The following is a 26,360-nucleotide window of genomic DNA, read 5'->3' on the forward strand; positions in this document are numbered from 1 at the left end:
CCTGCCATGATCACAGTGCTGGTGTTAAATGCTGGCTCTAGTAGCCTCAAAGCCTGTTTGTATCGGTTAGCGCCTGAAATGGCGGCAACGGCTGCCACACCCCCCGCTCCCCTTTGGCAAGGCCTCCTCGATTGGGGACAAAACCCGACCGTGGCGCGGCTCAAGGTCACAACCGCCGATCAACGCTACGAAGCCAGCCTAACCCACCCAGAGGGGGGAATTGCAGGCCTACGGGACTGGCTCAAAACTCTCCTAGACACCCTCACCAGCGGCTCAACAAGGCTCCTAGAAAGCCTTGCAGAAATTACGATGATCGGTCATCGAGTTGTCCATGGTGGTAGCCGCTACCAAGTACCGGTGCGCGTGGATGCGCAGGTGAAAGCAGCGATTACCGAATTTAGTGAATATGCGCCCCTCCATAATCCAGCCAACCTACTGGGGATGGAATTAATGGCCGACATTTGTCCCCAAACGCCCCAAGTGGCTGTGTTTGATACCGCGTTCCATGCCCAACTGCCAGCGGTGGCGCGCACCTATGCCATTCCCTATAAACTGACAACTGCCGGTATTCAACGCTACGGCTTCCACGGCATTAGCCATCAATACGTGAGTGAACGGGCGGCCACCCTATTGCAGCGTCCCTTAGCAGCGTTGCGCCTGATTACCTGTCACCTCGGCAATGGCTGTTCCCTCACTGCGGTCAAGGGGGGAGTCTCCGTGGAGACGACGATGGGCTTTACACCCACGGCAGGAGTGATGATGGGAACGCGCTGTGGCGATCTTGATCCGGGGATTTTGCTCTATCTGCTGCGGCGCGGCAGGACGGTTGAAGAACTGGATCGACTGGTGAATCGCCAATCGGGCCTATTGGGGGTCTCTGGGATCAGTAATGACTTGCGGCAGATTTTAGCGGCCATTGATCAGGGAAATATCCAAGCCCAGTTGGCCTATGACTGTTTTATCTACTCCCTGCAACGGGGGATTGCGAGCCTCCTGCCGGCTCTTGGCGGCCTTGATGCGTTGGTATTCACAGCAGGAATTGGTGAAAATGCCGCCGGTGTGCGCCGCGATGTCTGCCGAGGGCTAGGTTGGTTGGGAATTGAGTTAGATAGCGCAGCTAACGAAGAGGGCAAAGGCGATCGCGACATTGCGCTGTCTACTGTTGCTGTACGGGTTCTGGTGGTTCAGACCCAAGAGGATTGGGCGATCGCTCGCGCCTGTGTGCAACTCTTATAAGCTGAATTTGCTGAAGAAAACATCAAGATTTATGCCCTAGCTTCCTGCCCTCTTTGAAAAAATTGAGGTGGGCACATGAGTAATTGTTCAGCCCTAATAAACTGATGCCGTTATTTGGCGATCGTGGTGACTTTCCCCAAGGGCGATCGGTCAAGTTTTGCATAAAGCCACTTTGCAAACCATACCAATGCATTGGAAAGAGCCGATGCACATTGGTTATGATTGCTTTAGCCACACAGGTGTTTCCATAACCCTGTCAGGTAGGGTGTGGCCTTGTTCTCGACTTCACTCTTCACGCCATATCGCTAATGCAAACTTGACCGTTCACTGGTGGGTGATATTGTGCTGGGAAATCTATTTGCAAAACCAAAGCAGGGCTTGGGGATTGAACTCACCCCAGAGCGGGTCAATATCGTGCAGCTTCAGCGGCAAAAGCAGGGCCTGAAAATGACGGCCATGGCCTCAGTGCCCCTCAGTGAAGGCGCCATTGAAGAAGGCCGCATCATTGACACCACCGCCGTTGCCGATGCCATCCGTCAAGGGATTGAGGATCAACGCATCAAACAAAAAGAGGTGATCAGTGCCATTCCCATGAATGAAGCCGTGATTCGCCTGATTCGCCTGCCTGCGGAATTACCCGACTATGAATTACGGGAAGTGGTTCTCATGCAGGAAGCCCCACTGTACCTTCCCTTTCCTCGTGAAGAGGCCGATGTTGACTATCAAAAGCTGGGAACCTCCCTTGATGAAGATGGCATTGAGCGGGTAGAAATTTTGCTCGTGGGCACGCCCCGCGAAGTCACCGATGCCTATATCAATGCCTTTACCCAAGCGGGTTTACAACTCACAGCCCTTGAAGTGACCAATTTTGCCCTCATGCGTACCCTGCGGGATTCACTACAGCAATTTGTGGGCGAAGCAGCAGCAATTATTGATATAGGCGACGAGGGCACAGAAATCAGCATCGTCAAGGATGGCATTCCCCAGTTCAACCGCAAAGTGCCCATTGGCAAAGAACGGATGCAAGAAGCCATTAGCCGCGCCATGAACTTGCCCCCTTCGATGGGCGTTGACCTGCTCGAGAATCTGACCGTTCCCCTAGAGCCGATGGATGTGACCGGAGCACTCAACCCCAGTGGTGCCGCTATTTTGCGAGTGCTCTCCGATCTCGCAGACGAAATTCGCCGCTCCATTGACTTTTACCTCAACCAAGGGGAGAGTCTAGAGGTGTCGCAGTTGCTGCTTGCAGGCCCCGGTGCCAGTATTGGTCAAGTGGATGAGTTTTTTAGTCAGCGGCTCAACTATGCCACTACTTTGGTTGACCCCATTAGTTTGCTGGGACTACAAACCCCCGAAGAAATTCCCCTCGAAAAACGCCCTGCCCTCGGCACGGTGATTGGTCTTGGTCTGCGTGGCGCTTAGGAGCATCCCCGATGTACTCAATTGAGATTAACCTCCTCAAAGAACGTCCCGAAGTGGGGGGCATGGCTGCTACCACAACCTCAGCAGCCGGAATAAACAATGTGCCGATCATTATTGGTGGTGTCGCTGCCCTCTTCTTTGTGGGGCTAGCTCTCCTCGGCTCGGTGGGTGCGAACCTCTGGCTGCAACAACTGACGAATAAGCAAAAAAGTATTCAGGATCGCCTCGCCGCCATTTCCCCAGACCTGCAACGTATGGATGAAATTAAGAAAGAGCAGGAGCAGGTTGCCGCAGAAACCAAAGCTCTAGCCACTGTGTTCAATCAAGTCAAACCTTGGTCGGCGGTGATGCGCGATATAGCCATCCAAACCCCAGCAGGGGTAGAAATTCGGCGGATTAGCCAAGCAGGAGCAACACCGCAAGAGTTGACAATTGAAGGCACAGCCATATCCTTTGATGCAGTCAGTGACTTTCTCTTGCTCTTGCAAAATCGCTCTCCCTTCCTTGATGGCAAGGCTACCCAACTCGTTAAGGCGGAGCGGACAAATCAACGGGAGGAAGAGACAACCGCAAGGATTTCCTTCAGCATCAAGACCGCGATCGCCAGCGTGCCGGCCTCGGAACTCCTTAAAGAACTTGCCGCCAATGGTGTTGAAGGACTGGTGGCGCGGATTCAATTTCTTAAAGAAAAAGGAGTGGTACAGCAATGACTCTAACTGGCGATTTTGGCGGCCCCCCAATTGAAGAACCCGCACCAAATTATCCGACGGTCTTTGGTATTACCCTGACCCCTGTGGTTAGTGGGGGACTGATTGCCCTCGTCGGTTTGGGAGCAGCGGTATATCTAGGGAGTCTTCTCATTGCCCCCAAGCTTGAGGAAGCTGCCAAGCTACAGGAAGAAATTAGCCAAGAGGAAAACAACCTCTCCCAGCGGGAAGCGATCCTTAAGCAACTCAATGATGTAGTAACAGGTTTAGAGCGAGCCAAACAGGAAAACCGTGATGTGCGATCGCTCTTTGCCACTCAGGAAGCCCTAGACACCCTTCTCCTTGACATTAACCGGCTCATCCTCAAAAGCGGCGCTCGACTCAATACCTTTGAACCCGATAGTGCAGCTTCAGGAATTGTCCAAGATGGCTCCCTTGGCCCCGAATTAAATGCCAAACTAAAAAGGCAGGCTACCAATATAACAGTTCAAGGACCATTTCCCAGCATCATCCAAATCATGCAAGAAATTGATCGGCAACAGAATTTCCTGGTCATTAACAACCTGACGATGGAAGCAGTTGCTGATAAGCCCGGTGAAGTGATTGCCACGTTTAAGCTTATGTCTTATGTACCCCTAACCCCTGAAGAAATTGCCGCTCTGGCACCACCACCCCAAGAGGGGCAGCCCCAAGGAGGTGAGCAGCAAGGACAACCGCAGCAACCACAACAGCAATAGCGCATGGCAATCAAAGAAGCAACGTAGATTGCTTTGGGACTGAGTTGCATTCTCTTTTCGTACGTTTGGTGGCATTTGTGAGGAGTCAAGCATCGTGAGTCAGCTTTTACATCGTCTCGGCTTAGGGGTGGCCACAACGGCCCTCATTGCTGCAGGTCAAACGCCTACTTGGGCGGCTGCAACTGAAATTACGGGCATTCGCCTTGTGACCGCTGCTAACGGTATCCAGCTCCTTTTCAACGTGCAGGGAAATGTACGGCCAGCGGTTTTCACCGTCAACCGAGGTAATGCCTCCATTGCCGACATTACCAATAGCCAACTGCGCCTACCCCAAGGGGGGGCCTTCCGCCAAAATAACCCTGCCCCCGGTATCTCCTCCGTCGAGGTGGTGCAACTGGACGCCAGAACCATCCGCGTCATTGTGAATGGCATGAGTGCTGCCCCCATTGGTGAAGTCATTCGCGAAGGACGTGGTGGCCTGCAAATTAACTTCATTACGGCTCAAACGCCCGCTGGTCCTCAAGTGTCCCCCAGTGGTCAACCCATGGCCATGCCCCCGGGCCCTAGTGCGGTGCCGCCTTTTCTACCGCGCCCAGTGCCACCGCCTGTTGGCGATATGCTCATTAGCCCGGTCAATGCCGATCCCGATGTGATTCAACTGGGCACCAATCAACGGATTCCCCGCCTATTGCTGCGGGAGGCTCCAGTGCGGGAGGTTCTTTCCCTCCTGGCTCGTGCCGCCAATATGAACGTTGTCTTTCCCGAAGGCAATGGAGAAGCGGGTGGTGTAGCCATCTCCCTCGATATCGAGAATGAATCCGTTCAAGACGTATTCAACTACGTCTTGCGGGTCACCAACCTCAAAGCCAATCGCCAAGGCCGCACCATCTTTATCGGTCAATCTTTGCCCCCCGATGCCCAAAACCGCATTGTCCGCACAATCCGCCTCAATCAAATGCGCGTTTTTGGCGCTGGCTCAACCACACGGGAAATCGCCTCTCAGGCTCAAACGGGGGGCACCATTGGCTCTGGGGATACAACCGGTGGGCAAGCTCAGACAACAGCTCAAACTTCTCTCAACCGTGAAACCCGTACCCGTGAGGGTGACTTGCAGTTGGGTGCTGTGCAGCTTTTAGAAATGTATGGCGCCAACTTGTCAGATACAGGTCGGGCAGAACCCACAACCGGTTGTGAGCAGCTTCAAGTACCAGCAGCAGCGGGCGGGGTTGTCGGTCAAATTTGTCGCAGCTCACTCCTGCGGGGGCTAGAGGTCGTCGGTGACCCACGCACCAACACAGTGACATTGATTGGTACCCCTCGTAAAGTGGAAATTGCCACCCAACTAATTCAGCAATTTGATATCCGTAAGCGACAGGTGATGGTGAATGTCAAGTTTATTGATGTGAACCTGTTGCGTAACCGCAATGCCAATGCAGATTTAATTACAAACTTTGGTGGCAGCCTTTGGGGCGCAATTTTTGATCCTGATGGATTAACGATCATCCGTGGTACAACACCCAATGTTGGTGGCTTGACCCCTGAGCCTTTGCCTCCAGTCCCGGGTGTGCCAGTTGGCAATCTTCTCAGTGACTTTTTTGCACAGCTTCAACTTTCCATTCAAAATAACAACGCTACGATTCTGAGTAATCCAACGTTGATCATTCAAGAGGGAAGTGCAGCTCAAGTCAACCTAACTCAGGAGATTTTCTCTGGTATAGAATCGACTGCCCAGACAACGGGTACAGGTGGCGGTGCCGCTATCGCAGCTCAGACGGTTAGGCCGATTATTCGACCAGCGGGGGTTATCTTTAACGTTACAGTGGAGCAAATTGATGATAATGGCTTCATTACACTGCAACTCTCTCCTGAAGTGAGTGCTCCTAGTGGCACCTATTCGGTCGTGTTTCCGGGAATTGTTAACCCTTCGACAGGGACACTGCTCTCGCAGCGGCGGATGGAGTCGGGGCGGATTCGCTTGCGCGATGGCCAAACGTTGATGCTGGCGGGCATTATCCAAGATCAGGATCGCTCACTGGTAACCAAGATTCCAATCCTAGGGGACATTCCCCTACTGGGTCGGTTGTTCCGACGGGAATCTAACCAGCGTCAACGCAATGAACTGGTGGTGATGGTGACACCGAAAATCATTGATGATACGCAGAATGCGGGTTTTGGCTATCAGTACTCGCCAACGCCGGGTAGTATGCCGCCCAATATCCAAAATCGGATTTTGCAGCCGCCACAACAGGGCTTCTAAGTCTGGCTTGCCCCCCTCAATCCACTGAGAGGGGTATTTTTTTAGTTGGCAACCAGTTTCTGCCAGCCTAATCCCACAAGGGCTTGGTTGCGCCGTAGGGGGCGAGTCACCAGTTCCAAGATGTCGCGGGCATTGCCAAAGCCGTGAATCTGAGCAAAGGTGAATTCCACAGACCACTTGGTGCTGATACCACGGGCTTCAAGGGGATTGGCATGAGCCATACCCGTAATCACAAGGTCGGGCTGGAGCGCCTTAATCCGCTGGAGTTGGTTATAGTTATCGGGTTTTTCAACAATGGTGGGCAGGGGATGCCCCATCTCGGTACAAGTCTTCGTCAAGAGTGCTAGCTCGGCTGCTTGGTAGCGTTTGTCCATGTAGGGGATGCCAATTTCATGCACCCGCATACCACAGCGAATCAAAAACCGCGCTAGGGAGATCTCCAGGAGATTATCCCCCATGAAAAAGACCGATTTGCCTCGCACCAATTCAAGGTAGTCACTGAGTTTTTCCCAAGTCTCGGCTTCACGCTCCGCTAGGCCTTGGGGCTGAATGCCAAACGCAGCACAAATCTGTTCAATCCAGGCGCGGGTACCATCAGGACCAATGGGAAAGGGGGCTGTAATGAGTTGACATTTGCGGCGGCGAATCAAGGTAGTGGCGGTACGACTGAGGAAGGGATTCACACCAGCAACGTAGTAGCCCTCATCAATGACGGGCAATTCGGTATAGCGTTTGGCAGGCAGCCATCCTGAGACCTTAATGCCCTGTTTTTTCAATTCCAAGGTCAGTTGGGTCACCACGGGATCTGGCAGGGAGCCAAAGAGAACAAGGGGTGGGTGGTCGTGGTACTGTTGGGATTCAGCTTGGACATCCTCTTTTTTCTTGCCAAAGTTGAGAAGGCGTTGGATGGGGTTGCGTTCCTCTGGATCACTCACTGCTGTGGGCGTGGGGCAACGAGCGGCTATGGCCGCTAGCACCGTATCTTCTCCTTGGGTAAAGGCGTAGTCGAGACCGTTGGCACGAGCAACAACAATGGGAATGCCGATTTGGGCTTCTAGTTTGGGCGCCAGTCCCTCCAGGTCCATTTTGATAATTTCCGTGGTGCAGGTGCCAATCCAGACAATGACACTGGGGTTGCGATCGCGCTTGATTTGGAGGCAGAGGCGCTTTAGCTCTTCATAATCATTGAGTTGCGCCGAAATATCCCCCTCTTCTAGCTCCGCCATGGCATAACGGGGTTCCGCAAAAATCATCACCCCCATCGCATTCTGCAAAAAGTAGCCACAGGTCTTGGTACCAATGACCAAAAAGAAACTATCTTCAATCTTTTGGTAGAGCCACGCCACACAGCTTATGGGGCAAAACGTATGGTAATTGCCTGTTTCACACTCAAAGTTGAGGGCATTGGGAGCAGTGGCAGTCATAGGGAGAGCCTCCAAATTTAGAAACTATCGGAACTAGGTTTGATGACGTTGAGCGGCCTCCTCACCGTGTTCTTCAGCCCGATTACTGACAAAGGGCTTGGGGGGTAGTAAGCGAGGTTCTGGGGACAGTTGAGCAGGGTTATCACGATTGGCCAGTTCTTCGTCGGGGTTGAAGTTCAAACCAAGGGCAGAAATAATGCGATCGGGATCGTTGCTGAGTTCGACAATGACGGGCAGGGCATCCAGTAGGCGTGGTTCCAAAGCCGTCAGCACCCCCAAAATAAAACTTGAGGAGGGGCGCCGTTGACTGCGATAGGTACTCCAAATCGCCAACCGGACAATCCAATGGCGGTTTTGTTGGTAGTAGGCCAGCCACTTACTGCGTGCAGTTTGCCGTAATTGTTCAGGGTTCATACTCACTCCAGCGAAGGGGTTCCGTGGAGTATTCTAGGGGAGTTTTAGACCGCTGCCAGTGGCCGTTCTAACCCCTGTGGGTTTAAGTAGAAGTCAGATAGCAGAGCAAAGAGGTCGCGATCGGGGGCATCCTTGGGCACCACACCCTCAGGCCGAGCCAAAATTTGATCGGCAATGTTCAAGTAGTAGTCACAGACATAGTTGAGGCTGGGATCGCTTTCAGCCATCTCAAAGAGAGTTTTGCCCTTGACCCGCGACACCCGAATATCCTCAATCAGCGGCAGCACCTCAAGGATGGGCATGGGAACTGCTTCCACATATTTTTCAATGAGATCCCGCTTACTGGTGCGATTGCCAATAAGACCGGCGAGGCGCAGGGGATGGGTGCGCGCTTTTTCACGGACGGAGGCGGCAATGCGATTGGCTGCAAAGAGGGCATCAAAGCCATTATCCGTGACAATCAGGCAATAATCGGCATAGTTAAGGGGGGCAGCAAAGCCACCACAGACCACATCCCCCAGAACATCAAAGAGTATGACATCGTATTCATCAAAGGCATTGAGTTCCTTGAGCAGCTTGACGGTTTCACCGACAACATAGCCACCACAGCCTGCCCCGGCCGGGGGGCCACCTGCTTCGACACAATCCACACCGCCATAGCCTTTGTAGATCACATCCTCTGGCCAGACATCTTCGTAGTGGTAGTCCTTGGCTTGGAGCGTGTCAATAATGGTGGGAATCAGAAAGCCTGTCAGGGTAAATGTGCTGTCGTGTTTGGGGTCACAGCCAATTTGCAGAACTTTCTTGCCTCGACGCGCCAGCGCCACTGAGATGTTGCAACTGGTGGTGGATTTGCCAATTCCGCCTTTACCGTACACTGCAAGTTTCACGTTGACTTTGCCTCCTAAGTAATGGAGCGACACGATGACCTAACTGCTATTCTCGGCCAGCGATCGCTAGAAGTCGCAGCGGTCAATAAAATTATTTTTATGTAATAAAATTTTAAGTTATTTGAGAATGAGCAAGGCCTTTTTTCAAGTTTGGTAAGTCTCTTAGGAAAATATTGATCCTTTAAGAAGTTATTTTTCGTTTTTTTGCTGTTAGTTTTGGATTTAAATAAAACAAAAATACAAAAATCCCCCCCGCCAAGTCATCCCCTGACCGATTGAACCTAAAGCTAAAGTTTGTCTGCCCAGCGATCGCGCCAAAAGAAATCTGAAAAAAAGAAACCTTGCTCCTAGGGGGCGATCGCCCGCATCGTTGTAAAGAATTATTAAAAATATCGAAAGTAAATGATTTGTTACAATTTAGACGGTTGCATTGCTTTGAGCGCTACTTTCTCTCGTTTTCTCTAGGAAGTGGTTAGAATTTGAGGGAAGGTGATTGTGCTACAGCGTTTTTCTCTGCCAACGGGCAAAATTGGCTCCTTGGAAAGGTAGGGCATCGTTAAGCTGTAGGATAGCCTTCACTCCGCTGTTGATACTGCCCGTAAGAATGGCCAATGAACAAAGATCAGTTTGCCATGAGTGACAACCCCTACGAAAAGCTGCAAGTGCCGGAAGACGCTTCTTTCGAGCAGATTAAAGAAGCACGGGATGCGCTATTAGCAGCTCATTCGGGGGATGAACGGCAGCGTACCGAAATTGAAGCAGCCTACGATGCAATTTTGATGGATCGGCTGCGGCAACGCCAAGAGGGCAAAATCAAAGTGCCCGAGCGCATTCGCTACGCTGAGCAACTCAATGAACCGGCGCCAGCTAAGCCAAATCGCATTGCGAATCATCCTGCCCTTCAGTGGTGGCAGCAACAGTTGGACACCCCCAACCTGCGGGGCATTGCCATTACCTCAACGGTCTATGGCGTTCTGATGGCGATCGGGCTGTCTCAGGCCAATCCCGATACCTTGGCATTGGTGCTGTCCCTGGGGGTTGGCTTTAACCTAGTGTGGCTGCAACGCAAAGAACAACGCCTTGGCCGCGCCTTTTTGATCACCCTGCTTGCCCTCATTTTGGGCGCCGTGATTGCCGTAGGTATCTACCAGCTTGGTCTGCCGGGGGTTTTCCTCAATGTGGATCAACTGGTGGGCATTGGCATTTTTGTCACCTTTTGGCTCACCAGCAATTTCCTGCGCTAACTGCGAATTTGAATCGGCATCACCAAGTATTTCATCTGCGCTTCCCCAAGGGGCAGGAGGATCGCGGGCTGAGTTTCGCCGTTGAGTTGCAGTTGCACATCTGAACTATTCATCACTTTCAGTCCTTCGAGAAGATATTTGACATTGAAGGCCACCTCCATCGACTCCCCAGAAATCTGAGCCGGCACATTTTCTTCACCACTTCCCAATTGCGGAGCCTCAGCGGAGAGTTTGAGTTCTTGGGTCTCGGCATCAATGTTGATTTTGACGACGTTATTCTTTTGAGCCGCAAGAATCGCCACCCGTTCTAGGGCATCCGCTAGAGCCGATCGCTCAACCGTGACCTGGCGAGCAAAGGTTTTCGGAATGAGTTGGCGGTAATTGGGGTACTGACCCTCCAACAGACGGCTAGTAATGCAAGCATCATTGCCAATATCAAACACCACTTGGGTAGGGTCACAGCGCAGCGCTACATCCCCATCCTGTTTCGCCATCAGCCGCTCTAGATCCTTGAGAGATTTTGCGGGAATCGTAATCGGCGAGAGGGCTTCCGGTACAGGCTGTTCAGTCACCGTAACGGCGAGGCGGTGGCCATCGGTCGCCGCAAACTCAAGGCGATCGACCTCAAAAGTCACGTGCAACCCTGTCAGAATTTGCTTGGTTTCATCGGTGCTCGCCGCAAATAAACTCCCCTGAAGTCCCCGCCGCAATGCCTCTGCGGTCAAGGTTACAGGTGTCACATCCTCTAATGTGGGCAGGGCAGGAAATTCCTCGGCACTCATCCCCTGAATCTCAAAGAAACCGCTGCCATAGTCGAGGATCACCCGCGTATCTTCCGCCGTAATCTCAATATCGCGATTGGGCATCCGCGACACCATCTCACTAAAGAGCTTGGCAGAAACAGTAATTGCCCCCGGCACCTTGACCTCTGCATCGAGCCAGATTTGCATCCCCAAACTGAGATCAAAAACGGAGAGTCCGAGGCGGCCACCCTCAGCTTGCAGGAGAATATTTGCCAAAATCGGGTGCGACGGATTGCTAGGGGCAACGCGACTCAGGGGGGCAAGCTTACTACTGAGAACCGATTGTGAACAAACAACTTTCATGGTCTACTCCACGGCAGAGGCAGATGCAATGAAGAGGCAACGGAGAGAAGGAAAAACGCGGCTCGTTCTTGGCCGATCTATTAGCATACTATGCAATCTATTACTGGCATCGCTTGGGTAAAAACCGCCGTACTTTGCTGAGGAAAAACTCTAGCTCCGGTAGATCTAGGGGCGAGATAGCCGCCGCAAAAACAATCAGGCTGACACTGCCGGCGATCGCCAACTGCAACAGTTGCACCCCCAAGCCTTCCCGCCCCCAGAGCAATTCCAGTCCTTTAAGGGCACCCCAACCTGCCCCACCGCTGAGAACACTGGCTAGGGCAATTCCCAACAACGGCACAATTAGCTCCCCCCAAGGTAGCCCTCCCAAACGACGGTGCAAAATCCAAGTCAGGGCAATAAACGATACGGTATTCACCCCAACAGTGGCCATTGCCAAACCGACAGCACCAAAGGCTTGGGTAAAGAAAAAGCAAAACAGGGCATTAAATCCCAATCCCCAGAGGGTGATGTAGAGCGGTGTGCGGCCATCCTCTAGGGCATAAAAGACGCGGACAATGACATCGCGGGCAAGGTAGAAAAACATACCAATGGCATAGACCAATAGTAGGGCCGCCACGAGTTGGGAGGCCTGAAAATCAAAGGCACGCCGCTCGTAGACCACCCGCACTGCCGGCAATGCCAAAGCTGCCATCATGCCACCGAGGGGCATCATACTCAAGGCAGTGAGTACCAAACTCTGGCGAATGCGTTCCTTGAGATCCGGCCAATGTTCTGGCTGTGCCAACTTTGAAAAAATGGGCATATAGGGCACAAGGATTACATTGGAGAGAATCCCTAAGGGCGTCAGAAATAGGAGTTGGGAGTAACTCAAAGCCGAGGCAGCACCCACAGGCAACTGGGAGGCAAAGAAAAGACTGATATAAACGCTGATCAAGAGCATTCCCGACGATAGGGTAGCAGGCCCCATGAGTTGAATTAACTCTCGCACCTCGGGACGATTGAGATCAAAACGTAATCGCAATGTGCCCATGCCAGCTTGCCATTGGGCAGGAATCTGTACGAGCCATTGCAGTACCCCTCCCGCTAGGGTTCCCCAAGCGAGCACCGCTGGGCCAAATTGATCGGCAAAGAACCAAATGCCAATAATCACCGCCAAGCTGGACAACAGGGGACTAATGGAAGGCAACCAGTACTGATCCGCAGCATTGAGCGTGCCAAAGCCAATGCCAATCAAACCCGAGAGTACGGCCAAGGGCGTCATAATCCGAAACTGCTCTGCGGCTAAGGCTTGAATCTCTGGACTGGCACCGGGGGCAATGAGTTGAATCAAGGGGTCAGCCAGCACCATCAAAATTGCGGTCAGCACCAGCAATAGGGTACCTACAACGGTGGTAATGGTTTCCACCAGGGGCGCGACTTTTTCGGGCGGTTGCTTGAGAACCACACTGATGATCGAACTGTGGAACGGGCCATTGATCCCTCCCAAGAGCACAAAGAGAAACCCCGGAATCACATAGGCATAACTATAGGCATCCACTGCGGCGCCAACACCAAATTCGGCGGCGATCGCCTGCTGGCGAACCAGTCCCGCGACTTTACTCAACAGCGTAGCAACGGCAACAATGGTGGCAATGTGGGCAAGCGAACGCGATTTCTTTTCCACAGTGGTGGCAATCCTAATGAAACTGGCTCATTTCGGGGTGACTCTCGCAATGATCGTACCAGTTACAGCCCTTTTCTAAAAATATGCCGCCTGTCTCAGATTAGTTTTCACTGTTTTCAGCGTGTTTAATCCTTTTGATGAGGACTGTCTTAACACGCGTTGAAGACCTGCTCGATCGCTATTAGTGCCGAACACAAAACAAGGGCTGGTGTTTACTCAAGTATCTTATTGATGGTGACCGAACTGTTCCTCAATACGATGCGGTTCTAATTGATGAAGCGCATAGTTTTGAATCCCACTGGTTTTTAAGTGCTTTATTAGTAACCAAGGGGGTGTCAATGGGACATTTGTGATTGTGTGATTGTCCCTGATACTGCTCAATCTTTAGATAAAGAGCAAGTCAATATCAAGTCAATATGTACAAAACTTTGAACATCAGTAATTGGACTCAACTGGGAATTTGGGCACGGGGGCGATCGCGCTATCTTCGGACGAACTTTCGCAATACCCAAGAGTTGTTAATTTGGCTTGGCACATGATTAAAAATCAGCGGGGAAATTTAGCTGAATCAGTTTGATGATTGTTACGCAGATAAGCAAGAACAAGTATTGCTTTTGCAGCGTGAACTGTATGTTGCCATGACCCGTGCCCGTAAGCAGCTATTTTTAGTGGCCTCAGATCAGGCTAAGGTCAGTGGGGAACTTCAGTAAACAGGGTTGGTTAAAGTTGGGAAATAGTTTCAGCCTTCGCGAAGATCGAGAGGCAGCAAAATCGTAAAGCAAGTACCTTGACCGACTTCGCTAGTAACCTGAATCTGACCTCGATGGGCCTGAACAATGGATTGGGCGATCGCTAGCCCTAAACCCGTCCCCTCGGACTTTGTGCCCTGAAGGCGATAAAAGCGATCAAACAGGCGGGGCAGCTCACTGGCGGGAATCCCCGGTCCATTATCGGCAATGACTACGCGGTAGAATTTGCCCTGCTGACCCAACCTCACCTGAATCTGACCTCCCGCAGGGGTATATTGCACGGCATTACTGAGGATATTCGTTAACAAGCGGCTGAGATGATCGGGGTTGCCCCAAAGGCGATAGGCTGCCGCTTCCGAGGTCTGGGGATCCGCAAGCTCCAACTCCAGTTGGAGGTGCTTTTGCTCGATCAGGGGCGTCTGCTCCTCAATCACCCCCAGTAGAAGGGCATCAAGGTGGCAGGGCTGGGCCTGCAGGGGAATCATGCCGCTATCTTGACGAGTTAGAAAGAGCAAATCATCCACCAAGCGGCCGAGGCGGCGACTAAGGCGTTCAATGACTAGGAGTTGTTGGCGTTGAGTTTCCGGATCCGCAGTGGCTAAGGCAACTTGGACATTGGTTTGAATGAGGGCCACGGGGTTGCGCAATTCATGGGAAGCATCGGCGGTAAATTGCTTCAAATAAGCATAGGACTGCTGCAAGGGGGCGATCGCCAGCCGTGACAGAAACCAGCCACTAATACTCACCAGTGTCAGCGTGATGGTAATGCCGACCAACAGATCCCAGAGTAGAGCCTGACTCGGTTGGGTCACCTCGAACCAAGGATGGCTGACCCGTAAATAGCCCAAGAGGCGATCGCCCACCACTAAGGCCACTGTCATCTGCCGTAGCCAACGATCCTCGCCTACCTGTACCGTTTCTGCCGTCCGGCTGAGATGCAAGGGCAGATCCAGGGGTTCTGAAAACGTGCTCCAAGCCAACTGCTGATCTGGGGTAAACCCCTCAAGGTCAATGTGATCCTCCTCCAGCACCGCAAGGGGACTACTGCCTAAACTGGTTTGCCAATCAATGGCTTCCGCCGTACCCGTGTCAATAATGAGAGAGCGACTCACCACCTCAACAACGTGGCTGAGGGTGTCATCAATGCGCTCAATCAGCGTTCCCCGCACATAGAAAAAGAACCCCGTGGCAAAGATAAGGAGCAGGAGTGCCGTCACCCCCACATACCACAGTGCAAGGCGGTATTGAATCGCACGAAGCATCAAATCAAGAATACGGATGGGAAACGCTGACCCCCAGTTCCTGCCAAATGGCATCTAGGAGAGGCTCTAACCCCTGACGCGCCACCGCAGAGATGGCAAAAACCCGTTGACCCACATAGGCAGCGAGGGTCTCTTGAATAGCCGTAATTTGCGAAGCCTCTAGGGCATCAATTTTGTTCAGGGCAATGATTTGCGGGCGATCGCCCAAGCCGTGGCCATAGGCCACTAGTTCATCGCGAATGGTTTGGTAGGCAGCCACCACATCCTCAGCCGTGGCATCAATCAAGTGCAGCAGCAGACGTGTGCGCTCAATATGGCGGAGAAACTCATGCCCCAACCCCAGACCCGCATGGGCACCGGCAATCAGACCCGGAATGTCAGCAAACACAGTTCCATCGCCATTGGGTTGGCGCACCACACCTAAATTGGGCACCAAAGTTGTAAAGGGATAATCAGCAATCTTCGGTCGCGCTGCTGACAGTACAGAGATCAACGTGGACTTACCCGCATTGGGTAGGCCAATAATGCCCACTTCCGCCAGTAGCTTGAGTTCCAACCGGAGATGCCGCTCTTCCCCCTCCAAGCCCGGTAGGGCATAGTCTGGTGCCCGTTGATGATTGCTAAGGAAGTGCTTATTCCCTAACCCCCCTTTGCCGCCCTTGGCCACCAGCAGCATTTGACCGGGGGTGGTGAGGTCTCCCAGTAATTCCTCCGTTTCTGCATCCCAAACCATCGTGCCGCAGGGCACTTCTATCACTAAATCCGCACCACAAGCACCCGTACGGTTATTGGGCCCGCCCCGTTGGCCATTTTCCGCCTTGAACACATGGGCATAGCGAAAATCCAGCAGCGTTTGTAAATTGGAGACTGCCTTGAGAATCACCGAGCCGCCATTGCCCCCATTTCCCCCCGATGGCCCCCCCGCAGGTACATACTTTTCACGGCGAAAGGCAACCATACCGTCGCCCCCTTTCCCAGCTTTGACATGAATTTCCGCGAGGTCAATAAATTGCATTTTGGCCGCAATGGGTTGCGTATGAGTTGGATATTTGTGTATTCTATTTTGCCAACTTGTTGACAGTTCTTTTCACGGGGGTAGCTCGGACTCCAAAGGGTGAAACTCCCTATCGAAGACGCTTGATGTACGTCATGGGAGAAGAGAGCTATATGGTAGGCTTAAAGGAATTTTAGTGTGCCGAGGCAATAGTGTCTATTCGATGGCAACGCCGACGAGGGCCCGCGCCGCCTGAAGAAGGGGTTTTATTTTGGCGACTGGTGTTGTGGCTAGGGGTTGCCTTGATCTCCGGCAGCCTAGGGGCACTGTGGGGGCTATTGAGTCAGAGTACACCACTCATGCAGCGATCGCTCAGCAGTCGGGAATGGCAGGTGTTTCAACGGGGCGATCGCTGGACAGGGGCAAGGCTCCATCAACCCTTGAATTTACTGCTCATTGGCTCCAAGGTCTTAACCTCCCCACCCGACCCCAACCTTACCTACCATGCCCTACTTAATTCCGTTGAGGGGCTATCGGACTCGCTTCTACTGGTGCGCTTTGACCCAGTGCAGCAACGTTTAGTAGTGCTGTCAATTCCCCGCGATACACTGACCTTTATCCCCGGCCGGGGGGATGCCAAAATTAACGAAGCCAATGCCCTCGGCGGACCTGCACTGGCGGCGGAAACCGTGAGTGATTTGCTAGGGGATGTGCCCATCGATCGCTATTTGAGCATTAACGTTCAAGGCCTTGAGAAACTCATTGATGCCCTTGGGGGGGTGACGCTGGATGTACCCACAGCCATGCGCTATCGGGATGACAGTCAGGGCCTCTACATTGATTTGCAGCCCGGACGACAACACCTGAATGGCAACCAAGCCCTACAATTTCTGCGCTTTCGCTACGATGCCCTTGGCGATATTGGCCGTGTGCAGCGACAACAGATGTTTTTGCGGGCATTGATGGAGCAAACGGCTCGCCCCGAAACCCTTGCCCGTACGCCCCAAATTCTCAGCATTATTCGCGAAAACTTGGATACCAATTTAACGGTTGAAGAACTGATGAGCTTGGGGCAATTCCTCACTAGCTTGCCGCGATCGCGGGTGGAGTTTCTGATGCTGCCGGGGAACTTTAATGGCAGCACCGATGAAGTGGAAGTGAGCTATTGGTTGCCTGATTACCAACGGATTGCTTGGCTGACGGATCAGTATTTCCGTGACGCCCCTACTGCTGATCCGCGCGAAACAGGTTTGACGACCCCCGCCCAAGTGCAGATTGCGATTCAAAATACCACCCTGCCAGAATCATTGGTCATGCACCTGAGTCAGCAACTGCAAACCGCCGGTTACCCCGATCCTTTGGTAGCAGGGCCATTGCCCCAGCCAATCCCGATTACGCGCATCATTGCTCAGCAGGGGGATTTGGCAGCAGCCCGTCAAGTGCAGTTGTTCCTGGGATTTGGCGAAGTGCGGGTGGAGAGCACGGGTGTGCTAGCATCGGATGTAACCATTCAACTGGGCGAGGATGCCCGCGATCGCCTGCAATTGAGACCCACAAAATCTCTGTGAATGAACCCTACGTTATTGGTGTTGATCTTGGTGGCACGGCCATCAAAATGGGGTGCTTTAGTCCCAAGGGGGATTGCCTCAATGCCCTGACGTTGCCGACTCCTCAGCCCCCCCTTCCAGAACGGGTGATTAAAGCCATTGTGCAGGGAATTAAAGAACTGGATGGTGAGGATCGGGCGTTGGCGATCGGGATGGGGATACCGGGGCCGGTGGATGCCACTGGTCGCATTGCCCGCCGTGCCATTAACCTTGACTGGTACGAAGTGCCTATTAGTGACAGCCTCGAACCTCTGACGGGCAAACCCACGGTGATTGGTAACGATGCCAACTGTGCTGGCCTCGGAGAAGCATGGCTAGGGGCGGGGAGTCAGTTCAAGAATTTCATTTTACTGACCTTGGGGACAGGGGTTGGCGGTGCTATTATCCTCAATGGCGATCTCTTTGTCGGTCGGGATGGCGCTGCCGGCGAGTTGGGGTTGATCACCCTCGACTACAATGGACCTCCCTGCAATAGTGGCAATCGCGGTTCCCTTGAGCAACACGTTTCCGCCCAAGCCCTGCGGCGGCGGTGGGGCTGTGAACCCCATGAGATGGCAGAGCGGGCCAACAATGGCGACCCTGAGGCGATCGCCCGTTGGCAAACCTATGGCCGCGAATTAGCCGCTGGCATTGCTAGCCTTGTGTATGTCCTCACCCCCGAAGCAGTGATTATTGGTGGGGGGATTAGTGCCGCCAGTGATCTCTTTTTTCCCTCGATGATTGCTGAATTGGAAGAGCGAGTGCTGCCGACTTCCCGCAATCACCTCCACTGTTTGCGAGCGACCCTTGGAAATCAGGCGGGCATTGTCGGTGCAGCCAAACTAGCGTGGAAATACGTGAAAGGCCATCTCTAAGTCGCCTTCGCTAGGATCTAGGATCAAGTTAAGTTATTCTGCTTGAACCAACCGTGATGACTTCTACGACACCCGTGGGCAGCTCGCCGCTGCTGCTCAATGTCCGCAATGCAACTGGGGCGCGCTTTTGATTCCTCAATGGGCTATGATTTTACAGCTTTGGGGAGGCAAACTCTCCCCAGAGGTCCTTGGATGGCTCAGTTCTGCCGAGGGGGCGTTGATCTCACGGGCTAGATCCCCATTGTACCAGATTTCGTTGCTGAGTTGCGATCGCCTTCGGATCCGATTGACCACTTACGCGCCAAAATGCAGGAATATCAGCGACTAGGGGTGCGCTTGGGGCTGTTGATCAATTGCCAAGACCGCCACCCGACCGTCCCCAAGAGGACGTGGTTGTTCTGGACGCCCCCGAGGTCGTTGATTGTAGCGAAGTGATGCCGGGGTTTTTGCTGCCGATGGCGCGGTTGTGGACTTAGAGGCGCTCGACAAATTTTGCTAGTCGCGTCAGACCTTTTTCAATGGTGGCTAAATCCGTGGCATAGGAGAGGCGAATGTGATCATCCATGCCAAAGGCTTTACCGGGAATTGTGGCCACTTTTTCCTCCTGCAGCAGGCGATCGCAAAACTCTACGGAACTTAAGCCCGTTTCGCTAATATCCACAAAGAGATAAAAGGCGCCTTGGGGTTTGAGACAGCGCAGCCGAGGAATCTCAGAAATGCGTTCATACATACAGGCACGGCGATCGCGGAAGGCAGCCACCATCTCAGCCACACAGGCTTGACTTCCCTCTAAGGCGGCAAGGGCACCATATTGGGCAAACGTACAGACATTTGAGGTGCTGTGGCCTTGAATCTTCGTGGTTGCCTGAATGAAGTCCGCTGACCCCGCAATGTAGCCCACGCGCCAGCCCGTCATGGCATAGGCCTTGGCAAAGCCGCTACAAACAATGGTTCGCTCAAAGGCGGCCTCACTCACAGCCCCAATGCTCAGGTGCTCAGCCCCATCGTAGAGAATCTTCTCGTAAATCTCATCAGACACCACCCACAGTTGATGCTGCACAATCACTGCCGCCAGCTCACGAATTTCCTCGGGGGTATAGACCATGCCCGTGGGGTTGCTGGGGGAGTTGAGGACAAAGAGCCGCGTTTTTGGCGTAATCGCCTTCTCCAGTTGCGCCGGAGTAATCCGATAACCGGTTTCCGGCGTCGTTGCCACAATGACCGGCGTGCCACTAGCCAAGTGCACCATCTCTGGATAGCTCACCCAGTAGGGGGCAGGAATAATCACCTCATCGCCGGGATTGATCAGGGCTAGCATCAGGTTAAAGAGCGCCTGCTTGCCGCCATTGGTGACGAGAATATTTTCAGCACGATAGGGCAGGCGATTATCGTTGTTGAGCTTGGTGGCGATCGCCTGCCGCAGAGCCGGTTCCCCTGCCGCCGGACCATAGCGGGTTTTGCCTTGATCGAGAGCAGCTTTCGCCGCCTCCCGAATGTGGGCAGGGGTGTCAAAGTCGGGTTCGCCCGCACTAAAGCTACAGATATCCTCTCCCGCCGCGCGCATTGCCTTGGCTTTGGCATCAATCGCCAGCGTTACCGACGGCGTGACCCGCATCACCCGCGTTGCCCAGTCCATCCTTTGTCTCCTGCACTACTTTCCGTATTGTGGCACTTTGGCAGGGGATCGGCGAATCAAATATCGACCGTTCACGTTGAGGTTGCCAGTGTAGGATACCCCCAGGGGAATTCGAATCCCCGTCGCCTCCGTGAAAGGGAGGTGTCCTAGGCCTCTAGACGATGGGGGCAAGACTCAGCATTAGTTAATGTAGCGAATACCCTGAGCGTTTGTCAACACCTTGGGAAATTTTTGCATCGCAGCCGCTCTTAAGGAGAAAATGAGGGCGAGTGACTGAGGGACTTGCTGTGGAACTTGCTGGCCTGCGTTCCTTCTCGATTGTGATGCCCGCCTACAATGTGGTGACCCAGCGGGGAGAAACGGTCTTTCGAGAAACCCTTGAGAGCATTGCCGCCAGTTGCCGCTACCTCCAACAGCACTTCCCCTACGCCACTGCGGGGGAATTCATCCTGATTAGCGATGGTTCAACGGATCACACCTGTGATGTGGCGACGGCAGGATGGCCGAATACGGTGCCCCTACAATTGGTGGGCTTGCCGACGAATATTGGGATTGCGGCAGCGCGGAACATGGGGGTGCGCTTGGCCAAGGGGGAGGTAATTTTTTTCTGTGATGCCGATGATCTCTACCGCCCTGAGCATTTGTTTTTAGCTCTATCGGTGTTGAATCAGCCCTTACCGGAACCCTATGCCCCAGCGTATTTTGGGGCGGTGCGCACAGGGGTCTATTGTCGCGATCGCCTTCATCCCTACTGGCACAGGAGCCTCGAGCAAACGCTGGTGCTCAATCTCGCCGTGCGCCGCGAAGTCCATGAGTTTATTGGCGGCTTTCCCGAAGAGGAGGTATTTCGCCAATTTCGCTATGGGGCTGAGGATGTGGCCTATGCCCATTGGCTGCACCAGTTTTGCCACACTGCCCGCCTCCAGCAGCAGACCGTTGAGTACCGCCGCTTTCCCAATAGTTTCTTTGACCGTCAACTCAAGAAATTCCAAGCTGCTCCCGGCACCGTGGCCGATGATCTTGATGCGAGCGATCGCCAGCAGGAGGCGCAGATTCAGCAGATTATGGCCAAACGACTTCAGGAATTGCAGGCCAAGGCGGCTCAACTGGTGGCCTAGGCTTTTTTGTGGCGCTGGACAATCGTCGCGGCCAGTTTCTCCGGTACTTCTTGAAGATGGTCAAATTGCCAATGGAAGCCACCTGTGCCCATCGTCAGCGATCGCAACTCCACCACAAAGTCATGCATTTCCGCTTGAGGTAAATAAGCCTCAATTTGTTCCCAGCCGGGCCAACCCTCCTTACTGCTGTAGCCCAAAACCTGACCACGCCGCCCCGTCAACGCCTGCATCACCTTAGCCGTAAAGGCTTGGGGCATCCACACCTGCACCGCCATGATTGGTTCTAGGAGTTGCGGTTCACACTGGGGAATTCCCGCTTGCATGGCGAGGCGAGCCGCTTGGCGAAAGGCCTGCTCAGAGCTATCCACAGAGTGGTAAGAGCCATTGGTGAGGGTCACCGCCACATCCACCATCGGAAATCCCAACGGTCCTCGGCTAAGAAATTCCCGCACCCCTTGCTCGACACCGGGGATATATTGCTTGGGCACAACGCCGCCGACAATGGTTTCACTAAATTGGAAGCCGCTGCCGCGTTCTAGGGGAGCAATATCGAGGTACACATCGCCAAACTGGCCGTGGCCACCGGTTTGATGTTTATAGCGGCCATGACTGTTTTTCGTGCTGCGGCGAATGGTTTCCTTGTAGGGGACTTGGGGGAGATGGGTTTGCATCGGTAGGTTATATTTGCGGCGCAGGCGATCGAGGGCAATCTGCAAGTGAATGTCACCCTGTCCCCAGAGAATAATTTCATGGGTATCGCCATGCTGTTCCCAGCGCAGCGCCGGGTCTTCCTCAAGGAGTTTTTGCAGCGCGCTGGTGAGCTTCACCTCATCACTGCGTTTACTGGGGGTAATGGCCAAGGCATAGACAGGTTCTAGTTGGGGTGCATAGGGCAAAGGCACCGCCTGACCACTGACACTGAGGGTCTCACCGGTACGAATGCCCTCTAGCCGCGCCAAGAGAACGATGTCCCCCGCTGTGGCTTGTCCTAGGGATTCCAGTTGTGTACCTTGGCCACGGTAGATGCCACCTACGCGCACCCCATTCAAGCTCATACCATCGGTCAAGGTACCCTGCCAGACCCGTACAAGGGAGAGCTTGCCGCCTCCTTGGGGTAGATAGAAGGTCTTCAGCACTTGGGCGAGAGGCTCTTCACCGTTGATCTGGCGATGCGCAGCAGTTTCTGTGGCATCGGGTGCTTCGCGATCGAGGGCTGCCAATAGGGGACGCACACCGTAGTCCGTTTGCGCACTGCCAAAAAAGACGGGCACAATTAAATCGGCTCCCAACTCCCAGCGCAGATCCGCCATGATTTCACTTTCCGGCGGCGCAATATCCTCAAGGAGTTCCTCCAAGAGGTGATCATCATAGTTGGCTAGAGCCTCCAGTAGCTCCGCCCGCGCGGCCTGTTCAACGGCTTGTAATTCGGAAGGAAAGGGAACTAAATCCGCCGCTGCCCCCGCATGGTAGTGATAGGCCTGCTCCGTCACCAAGTCAATGTAGCCCAGGAGATCATCTCCCTGCCAAATGGGGTACTGGTGGGGTACAAGGGGACGACTGGAAACTTGGCGATAGGCGGCGAGGATCTCCATGTAGGGATCATGGGCACGCTCCATCTTGTTGACAAAAAGGATATGGGGAATCTGCCAGTCATCGAGGAATTTGAACAGGGGAGTTAGGGTAAAGGCGCGATCGCTGAGGGGTTCACAGACAACGATCGCCATATCCACCCCCACGAGGGCATTGAGGGTTTCTTGGAGCAATTCCACCGAGCCGGGACAGTCGAGAAGCGTCAGCTCCAAGTCCCCATACTGGGTATGAACGACATTTAGTTCCACCCCCATTTGGCGATCGCGAGCCTCAGGACTGGTATCTAGAAGACTACTCGCCTTACTACTCGTGGCGCGGGTAAGGCGCAAAATGCTTTCTGCAAGGGTTGTTTTGCCGCTGTTGTAGCTGCCCACAAGGGCAATGTTGCATCGTCTCGCCATCGCACACCTACCTTTTGATTTGCCATTCGAGTCAAAATTGTCCAGAATAGAGCCTTAGTTTGCCTTAACTAGATCTCTTAACCCTTGGCGATCGCCCTTGGCGGAATTTGCAGTATCTCTTAAGAGAGCTGTAAACAACCGTTAAGTTGAGGTTAATGTTTGCGAGGAGGACTCACTGACGATGCGCTGCAATTCTCTTTTGTGGGCTAGCATTGCCAGTCTTGGCCTTTGGATAGCATCGCCAGTACATGCCAATAGCCAAGTCAGCACACTGATGCAAGAAGGGCGACGGCTAGTGGAAGCAGGAAACTATGCTCAAGCCTTGGCCATTTATCAGCAACTGCTCCAGAGCGAGAGCCTTAATTCCCGCGTGCATTCTGCCATTGGCTACATCTATGCCCAGCAGGGACAATTTGCCGAAGCCGCCCGTGCCTACCAACGCGCTATTGAGCTGGATCAACAAAACGCTGATTTTTACTATGCCCTCGGCTACAGTCTGGGGAGGATGGGGGAAAACCACGGGGCTGCTGCCGCCTACCGCCAAGCCATTCGCCTCGATAACCGTAATGCCCAAGCCTATGAAGGATTGGCGGTGATTCTTGCCCGCATGGGGGATCCCCAAGGCGCGATACAGGCCTACCGCTCCGCCCTCAGTCTTGCCCCCCGCAATTGGGCGGCTCAAAAGGGATTAGGCGTTTTGCTGCTCCAACAACGCAATATTCCTGAAGCCCTCAGTTGTCTGCAACAGGCGGCAGCCCTTGCCCCCAGCAATGCCTCGATTCAACTCAACTTGGGGATGGCCCTTCTGGCCGCCGGCGATCCTAGCAATGGCTGGCAAGCGATTGATCGCGCGGCTAACTTGGGTCAGTGGGATGCGGATCTGCTGCAACAGGTGGCTGAACTGGCTGCTGCTGCAAATCAAGCCGAGCGAGCCATTCAAGCCTACCGCCGCCTGATCACCCTGCAACCCGAACGGGTAGCCACCTACTTCAGTTTTGGGGAGCTATTAATGCAGCAAAACAATCCCCTTGAAGCTGCGGCGATTTATCGTCAAGCCACACAGATCCATCCCAAGAATCCCGAAGGATTTTACCGCTTGGGCAAAGCCTTGACAGCCCAAGGGCGGCGGCAGGAGGCCCACAGTGCCTATCAAGTGGCTTTGAAGCTGTACCGTGAGCAAAATAACCGCCCAGGGGCAACCAAAGTCCGAGATGCAATGCGGCAGCGCAATTAGCGACTAAGCCCCTTGTCCCAGATTCATGACCACCTGCTGCAATTCAGAAATGAGAGCACCGGGACGGCCATTGAGGATATTTTGGTTCAGTCCCTCTAGGCCTTGGCGCAGGTGATTGAGGCGATCTTGGACAGGTTGTAAAATTTCCCGCAGCAGATTCGCTTGGCCGCGTTTGGCAGCGATTAAACGTTGCTCTTCAATCAGTGCCTGTTCTTCTTGACTGAGTTGATCTTTTTGCTGCTGTTGCAGTTTGCGCCGCTCTTCGAGGTCGTGGCGCAGACTTTCGAGATCGGTATAGGCCTGCTGCAATTCTTCCGCGAGTTGATTGACAGCCATACTGTACTCTTGAAACTGGCGCTCCAGTTCACTGAGGATGGGAATGAGGCTAATGCCCTGTTGGGAGGCGGGATCCTTGCGCGCCTCTAGCACTTGTTTGTGGATTTTGTAGATCGCTTCTTTTTCACGGATATTTTGCCGCTGTCCTTCAAGAGCTTGATTGAGCAGATTACAGCGCTGGCGTTCGTCCTCCAGTTCGCCTGCCAGTTGCAGGCGATCGAAGTCACTGGCTTCTTTGACTTTTTGCTCCAGTTCTGCTAGGGACTCCAGAGCCATTTTTAGCTCTTCTTCTTGATCGTTAACAAAGGCAGAAGCACGTTTGAGATCATTGCCTCGGTTGGCCACTTCTTTTTCGAGTTCCTCCATGGGCATTTTCATCAGGGCATTCACATCCACTGCCTCTGTGAGATCACTGACCATGGCTTGGCGCATTTGCTGGATCATTTCCTCCTGTTGGGCAAGGAGGTGACGTTCTTTTTCAAGAACGGACTGTTTGTAGCGGCAGAGTTCCTCCTGCAGGGCAATGGCCCGACTGTCTTGCCAAAACTGTTCTTGAGCGGTGCGCCACGTCTCCTCCTTTGCATGGAAGGCTTGCAGTTGCTCCTCTAAGGCGGCTTGCCGTTGACTCACCTCCTGCTCCAGTTGCTCCAATTGCTGCCAGTATTGACTCAGCAAGGCCTGCTGCTGGTCTAAAATTTGAAAACATTCCGCGATTTGGGGACGGCTACCACTGTTGAGGGTCTCTGCCAACTGCTGCAAAATCGAGTCCACTTGGCGAATTTGTTCTGGGGATAGGCCAACGCTGTGGCTTGATTTGAGTTGTTCCCAGCGCTGCTGCTCTTGATGGACTTGGTGGCGTAAATTTTCAAGGGCTTGCCGCTCTGCTTGAATCCGCTGTTCCTCGGCGGTCAATTCTTCTCGCAGTTTGTTGAGTTGTGCTAATTGCTCTTCAGCGCCGGCCAGTTGCGCCTCTAGTTCTTGGAGTTCTTCTTTGCGCTGCTCAAATTCCTGTTCCCGTTGGTTGAGGGCTTGCGCTTGATAGGAGAGGGATTGCTTCCAGCCTTCAATTTCTTCCTCTTGACTTTGGAACCGCTCACGCATCCGTGTGAAGCCGTGCAAAATACCGGTGAGACGGCGGGCCGCTTCGTCCACGTTTTGAACTTGGCGGTTGGCGGCCATTTCCACAAAGACCAACACACCATTGCCGTAGTCACGACTGTTGTCAAAGGGAATCGTTTCTTCGTTTTGGGGAACAGGGTGCCAATAGCCCGACTGCTCACGCATCAACAACTTCAACTCGGATTTCGTCCCCATGAAACCCGTTTTTTTAATCACCTCGGCGAGATACTGCACAGCCCTTGACCTCTACCCTAACGCTGAGACTGACACACAACTAGAACATACAACAACCGTAACAATACGCATGAGGAATTTAAGCTAACGCAAGATACAACTTTTCGTCTGTCCGCGATCGCT

The 26,360-nt window shown here is 53.3% G+C and carries 22 protein-coding genes, 1 tRNA gene and 1 pseudogene; 13 read left to right on the plus strand and 11 right to left on the minus strand.

Annotated features, from left to right (window positions below):
• Positions 1 to 6: 6 nt before the first annotated feature.
• The 5 genes from IGQ15_RS09990 (at position 7) to IGQ15_RS10010 (ending at position 6,359) form a co-directional block, all read left to right on the plus strand.
• Positions 7 to 1,236 (plus strand): acetate kinase, encoded by a 1,230-nt coding sequence (locus tag IGQ15_RS09990; protein WP_297051349.1) that lies wholly within the window; start codon positions 7 to 9, stop codon positions 1,234 to 1,236.
• Between the two features lie 342 nt (positions 1,237 to 1,578).
• Positions 1,579 to 2,658: a type IV pilus assembly protein PilM gene (gene pilM, locus IGQ15_RS09995; RefSeq protein ID WP_363315841.1), complete on the plus strand. Its 1,080-nt coding sequence runs from the start codon at positions 1,579 to 1,581 to the stop codon at positions 2,656 to 2,658.
• An 11-nt stretch (positions 2,659 to 2,669) separates the two neighbouring features.
• Positions 2,670 to 3,368, plus strand: coding sequence for a PilN domain-containing protein (locus IGQ15_RS10000; protein ID WP_297051350.1), 699 nt, complete (start codon positions 2,670 to 2,672; stop codon positions 3,366 to 3,368).
• Positions 3,365 to 4,102, plus strand: a complete 738-nt coding sequence (locus IGQ15_RS10005) for a pilus assembly protein PilO (RefSeq protein ID WP_297051352.1) — start codon at positions 3,365 to 3,367, stop codon at positions 4,100 to 4,102. The genes IGQ15_RS10000 and IGQ15_RS10005 overlap by 4 nt, the downstream gene beginning before the upstream one ends.
• 94 nt (positions 4,103 to 4,196) lie before the next feature.
• A complete protein-coding gene (locus IGQ15_RS10010; RefSeq protein ID WP_297051354.1) occupies positions 4,197 to 6,359 on the plus strand; it encodes an AMIN domain-containing protein in 2,163 nt (720 codons plus the stop codon).
• A gap of 41 nt (positions 6,360 to 6,400) precedes the next feature.
• Here IGQ15_RS10010 and IGQ15_RS10015 read toward each other — a convergent pair whose 3' ends face one another.
• From IGQ15_RS10015 to bchL, 3 genes are read right to left on the minus strand one after another with little or no spacing between them, the layout of a single operon-like run.
• Positions 6,401 to 7,783, minus strand: a complete 1,383-nt coding sequence (locus IGQ15_RS10015) for a ferredoxin:protochlorophyllide reductase (ATP-dependent) subunit N (protein ID WP_297051356.1) — start codon at positions 7,781 to 7,783, stop codon at positions 6,401 to 6,403.
• 33 nt (positions 7,784 to 7,816) lie between these two features.
• Positions 7,817 to 8,197 (minus strand): DUF5331 domain-containing protein, encoded by a 381-nt coding sequence (locus tag IGQ15_RS10020; RefSeq protein WP_297051358.1) that lies wholly within the window; start codon positions 8,195 to 8,197, stop codon positions 7,817 to 7,819.
• A gap of 44 nt (positions 8,198 to 8,241) precedes the next feature.
• Positions 8,242 to 9,087, minus strand: a complete 846-nt coding sequence (gene bchL, locus IGQ15_RS10025; RefSeq protein WP_297051359.1) for a ferredoxin:protochlorophyllide reductase (ATP-dependent) iron-sulfur ATP-binding protein — start codon at positions 9,085 to 9,087, stop codon at positions 8,242 to 8,244.
• Positions 9,088 to 9,698: 611 nt separating this feature from the next.
• Here bchL and IGQ15_RS10030 point away from each other — a divergent pair.
• A complete protein-coding gene (locus tag IGQ15_RS10030) occupies positions 9,699 to 10,331 on the plus strand; it encodes a CPP1-like family protein (protein WP_297051361.1) in 633 nt (210 codons plus the stop codon).
• On the opposite strand, the gene dnaN is transcribed toward IGQ15_RS10030, so the two are convergent.
• On the minus strand, positions 10,328 to 11,437 hold the full coding sequence (gene dnaN, locus IGQ15_RS10035) for a DNA polymerase III subunit beta (RefSeq protein ID WP_297051363.1): 1,110 nt from the start codon (positions 11,435 to 11,437) through the stop codon (positions 10,328 to 10,330). The two genes, IGQ15_RS10030 and dnaN, sit on opposite strands and share 4 nt — an antisense overlap.
• A gap of 100 nt (positions 11,438 to 11,537) precedes the next feature.
• A complete protein-coding gene (gene murJ / locus IGQ15_RS10040) occupies positions 11,538 to 13,103 on the minus strand; it encodes a murein biosynthesis integral membrane protein MurJ (protein ID WP_297051365.1) in 1,566 nt (521 codons plus the stop codon).
• Positions 13,104 to 13,519: 416 nt separating this feature from the next.
• Here murJ and IGQ15_RS10045 point away from each other — a divergent pair, with 416 nt between their 5' ends.
• On the plus strand, positions 13,520 to 13,642 hold the full coding sequence (locus tag IGQ15_RS10045; RefSeq protein WP_297051366.1) for a hypothetical protein: 123 nt from the start codon (positions 13,520 to 13,522) through the stop codon (positions 13,640 to 13,642).
• A 200-nt stretch (positions 13,643 to 13,842) separates the two neighbouring features.
• On the opposite strand, the gene IGQ15_RS10050 is transcribed toward IGQ15_RS10045, so the two are convergent.
• Positions 13,843 to 15,114: a HAMP domain-containing sensor histidine kinase gene (locus tag IGQ15_RS10050; RefSeq protein ID WP_297051368.1), complete on the minus strand. Its 1,272-nt coding sequence runs from the start codon at positions 15,112 to 15,114 to the stop codon at positions 13,843 to 13,845.
• A 4-nt stretch (positions 15,115 to 15,118) separates the two neighbouring features.
• On the minus strand, positions 15,119 to 16,129 hold the full coding sequence (cgtA, locus tag IGQ15_RS10055) for an Obg family GTPase CgtA (RefSeq protein ID WP_297051369.1): 1,011 nt from the start codon (positions 16,127 to 16,129) through the stop codon (positions 15,119 to 15,121).
• Between the two features lie 191 nt (positions 16,130 to 16,320).
• Between cgtA and IGQ15_RS10060 the strand changes: the two genes are divergently transcribed.
• The 4 genes and pseudogenes from IGQ15_RS10060 to IGQ15_RS10075 all read left to right on the plus strand — a co-directional run bounded on the left by IGQ15_RS10060 (position 16,321) and on the right by IGQ15_RS10075 (position 19,045).
• Positions 16,321 to 17,676, plus strand: a complete 1,356-nt coding sequence (locus IGQ15_RS10060; RefSeq protein ID WP_297051371.1) for an LCP family protein — start codon at positions 16,321 to 16,323, stop codon at positions 17,674 to 17,676.
• On the plus strand, positions 17,673 to 18,569 hold the full coding sequence (locus IGQ15_RS10065) for an ROK family protein (protein WP_297051373.1): 897 nt from the start codon (positions 17,673 to 17,675) through the stop codon (positions 18,567 to 18,569). Before IGQ15_RS10060 ends, IGQ15_RS10065 begins: the two co-directional genes overlap by 4 nt.
• 264 nt (positions 18,570 to 18,833) lie before the next feature.
• Positions 18,834 to 18,878: pseudogene (locus tag IGQ15_RS10070) on the plus strand (hypothetical protein); the annotation flags it as partial.
• Positions 18,879 to 18,922: 44 nt separating this feature from the next.
• On the plus strand, positions 18,923 to 19,045 hold the full coding sequence (locus IGQ15_RS10075; RefSeq protein ID WP_297051413.1) for a hypothetical protein: 123 nt from the start codon (positions 18,923 to 18,925) through the stop codon (positions 19,043 to 19,045).
• On the opposite strand, the gene IGQ15_RS10080 is transcribed toward IGQ15_RS10075, so the two are convergent.
• Both IGQ15_RS10080 and IGQ15_RS10085 read right to left on the minus strand, forming a co-directional pair.
• Positions 19,042 to 20,205 (minus strand): pyridoxal phosphate-dependent aminotransferase, encoded by a 1,164-nt coding sequence (locus IGQ15_RS10080; RefSeq protein ID WP_297051375.1) that lies wholly within the window; start codon positions 20,203 to 20,205, stop codon positions 19,042 to 19,044. The genes IGQ15_RS10075 and IGQ15_RS10080 overlap by 4 nt on opposite strands.
• A 96-nt stretch (positions 20,206 to 20,301) precedes the next feature.
• Positions 20,302 to 20,374, minus strand: a tRNA-Glu gene (locus IGQ15_RS10085).
• Positions 20,375 to 20,474: 100 nt separating this feature from the next.
• Here IGQ15_RS10085 and IGQ15_RS10090 point away from each other — a divergent pair.
• Entirely contained in the window at positions 20,475 to 21,323 is an 849-nt protein-coding gene (locus tag IGQ15_RS10090; RefSeq protein ID WP_297051377.1) for a glycosyltransferase family A protein, read from the plus strand.
• Here IGQ15_RS10090 and IGQ15_RS10095 read toward each other — a convergent pair.
• Positions 21,320 to 23,314: an elongation factor G gene (locus IGQ15_RS10095; protein WP_297051379.1), complete on the minus strand. Its 1,995-nt coding sequence runs from the start codon at positions 23,312 to 23,314 to the stop codon at positions 21,320 to 21,322. The two genes, IGQ15_RS10090 and IGQ15_RS10095, sit on opposite strands and share 4 nt — an antisense overlap.
• A gap of 274 nt (positions 23,315 to 23,588) precedes the next feature.
• Here IGQ15_RS10095 and IGQ15_RS10100 point away from each other — a divergent pair, with 274 nt between their 5' ends.
• Complete coding sequence (locus IGQ15_RS10100) at positions 23,589 to 24,548, plus strand: tetratricopeptide repeat protein (RefSeq protein WP_297051380.1); 960 nt, start codon at positions 23,589 to 23,591, stop codon at positions 24,546 to 24,548.
• Between the two features lie 3 nt (positions 24,549 to 24,551).
• On the opposite strand, the gene hmpF is transcribed toward IGQ15_RS10100, so the two are convergent.
• Positions 24,552 to 26,237, minus strand: a complete 1,686-nt coding sequence (gene hmpF, locus IGQ15_RS10105) for a pilus motility taxis protein HmpF (RefSeq protein WP_297051382.1) — start codon at positions 26,235 to 26,237, stop codon at positions 24,552 to 24,554.
• Between the last annotated feature and the right edge of the window lie 123 nt (positions 26,238 to 26,360).

Origin of the sequence: Thermosynechococcus sp. M98_K2018_005 (assembly GCF_015295825.1) — a bacterium.
Classification (GTDB): domain Bacteria; phylum Cyanobacteriota; class Cyanobacteriia; order Thermosynechococcales; family Thermosynechococcaceae; genus Thermosynechococcus.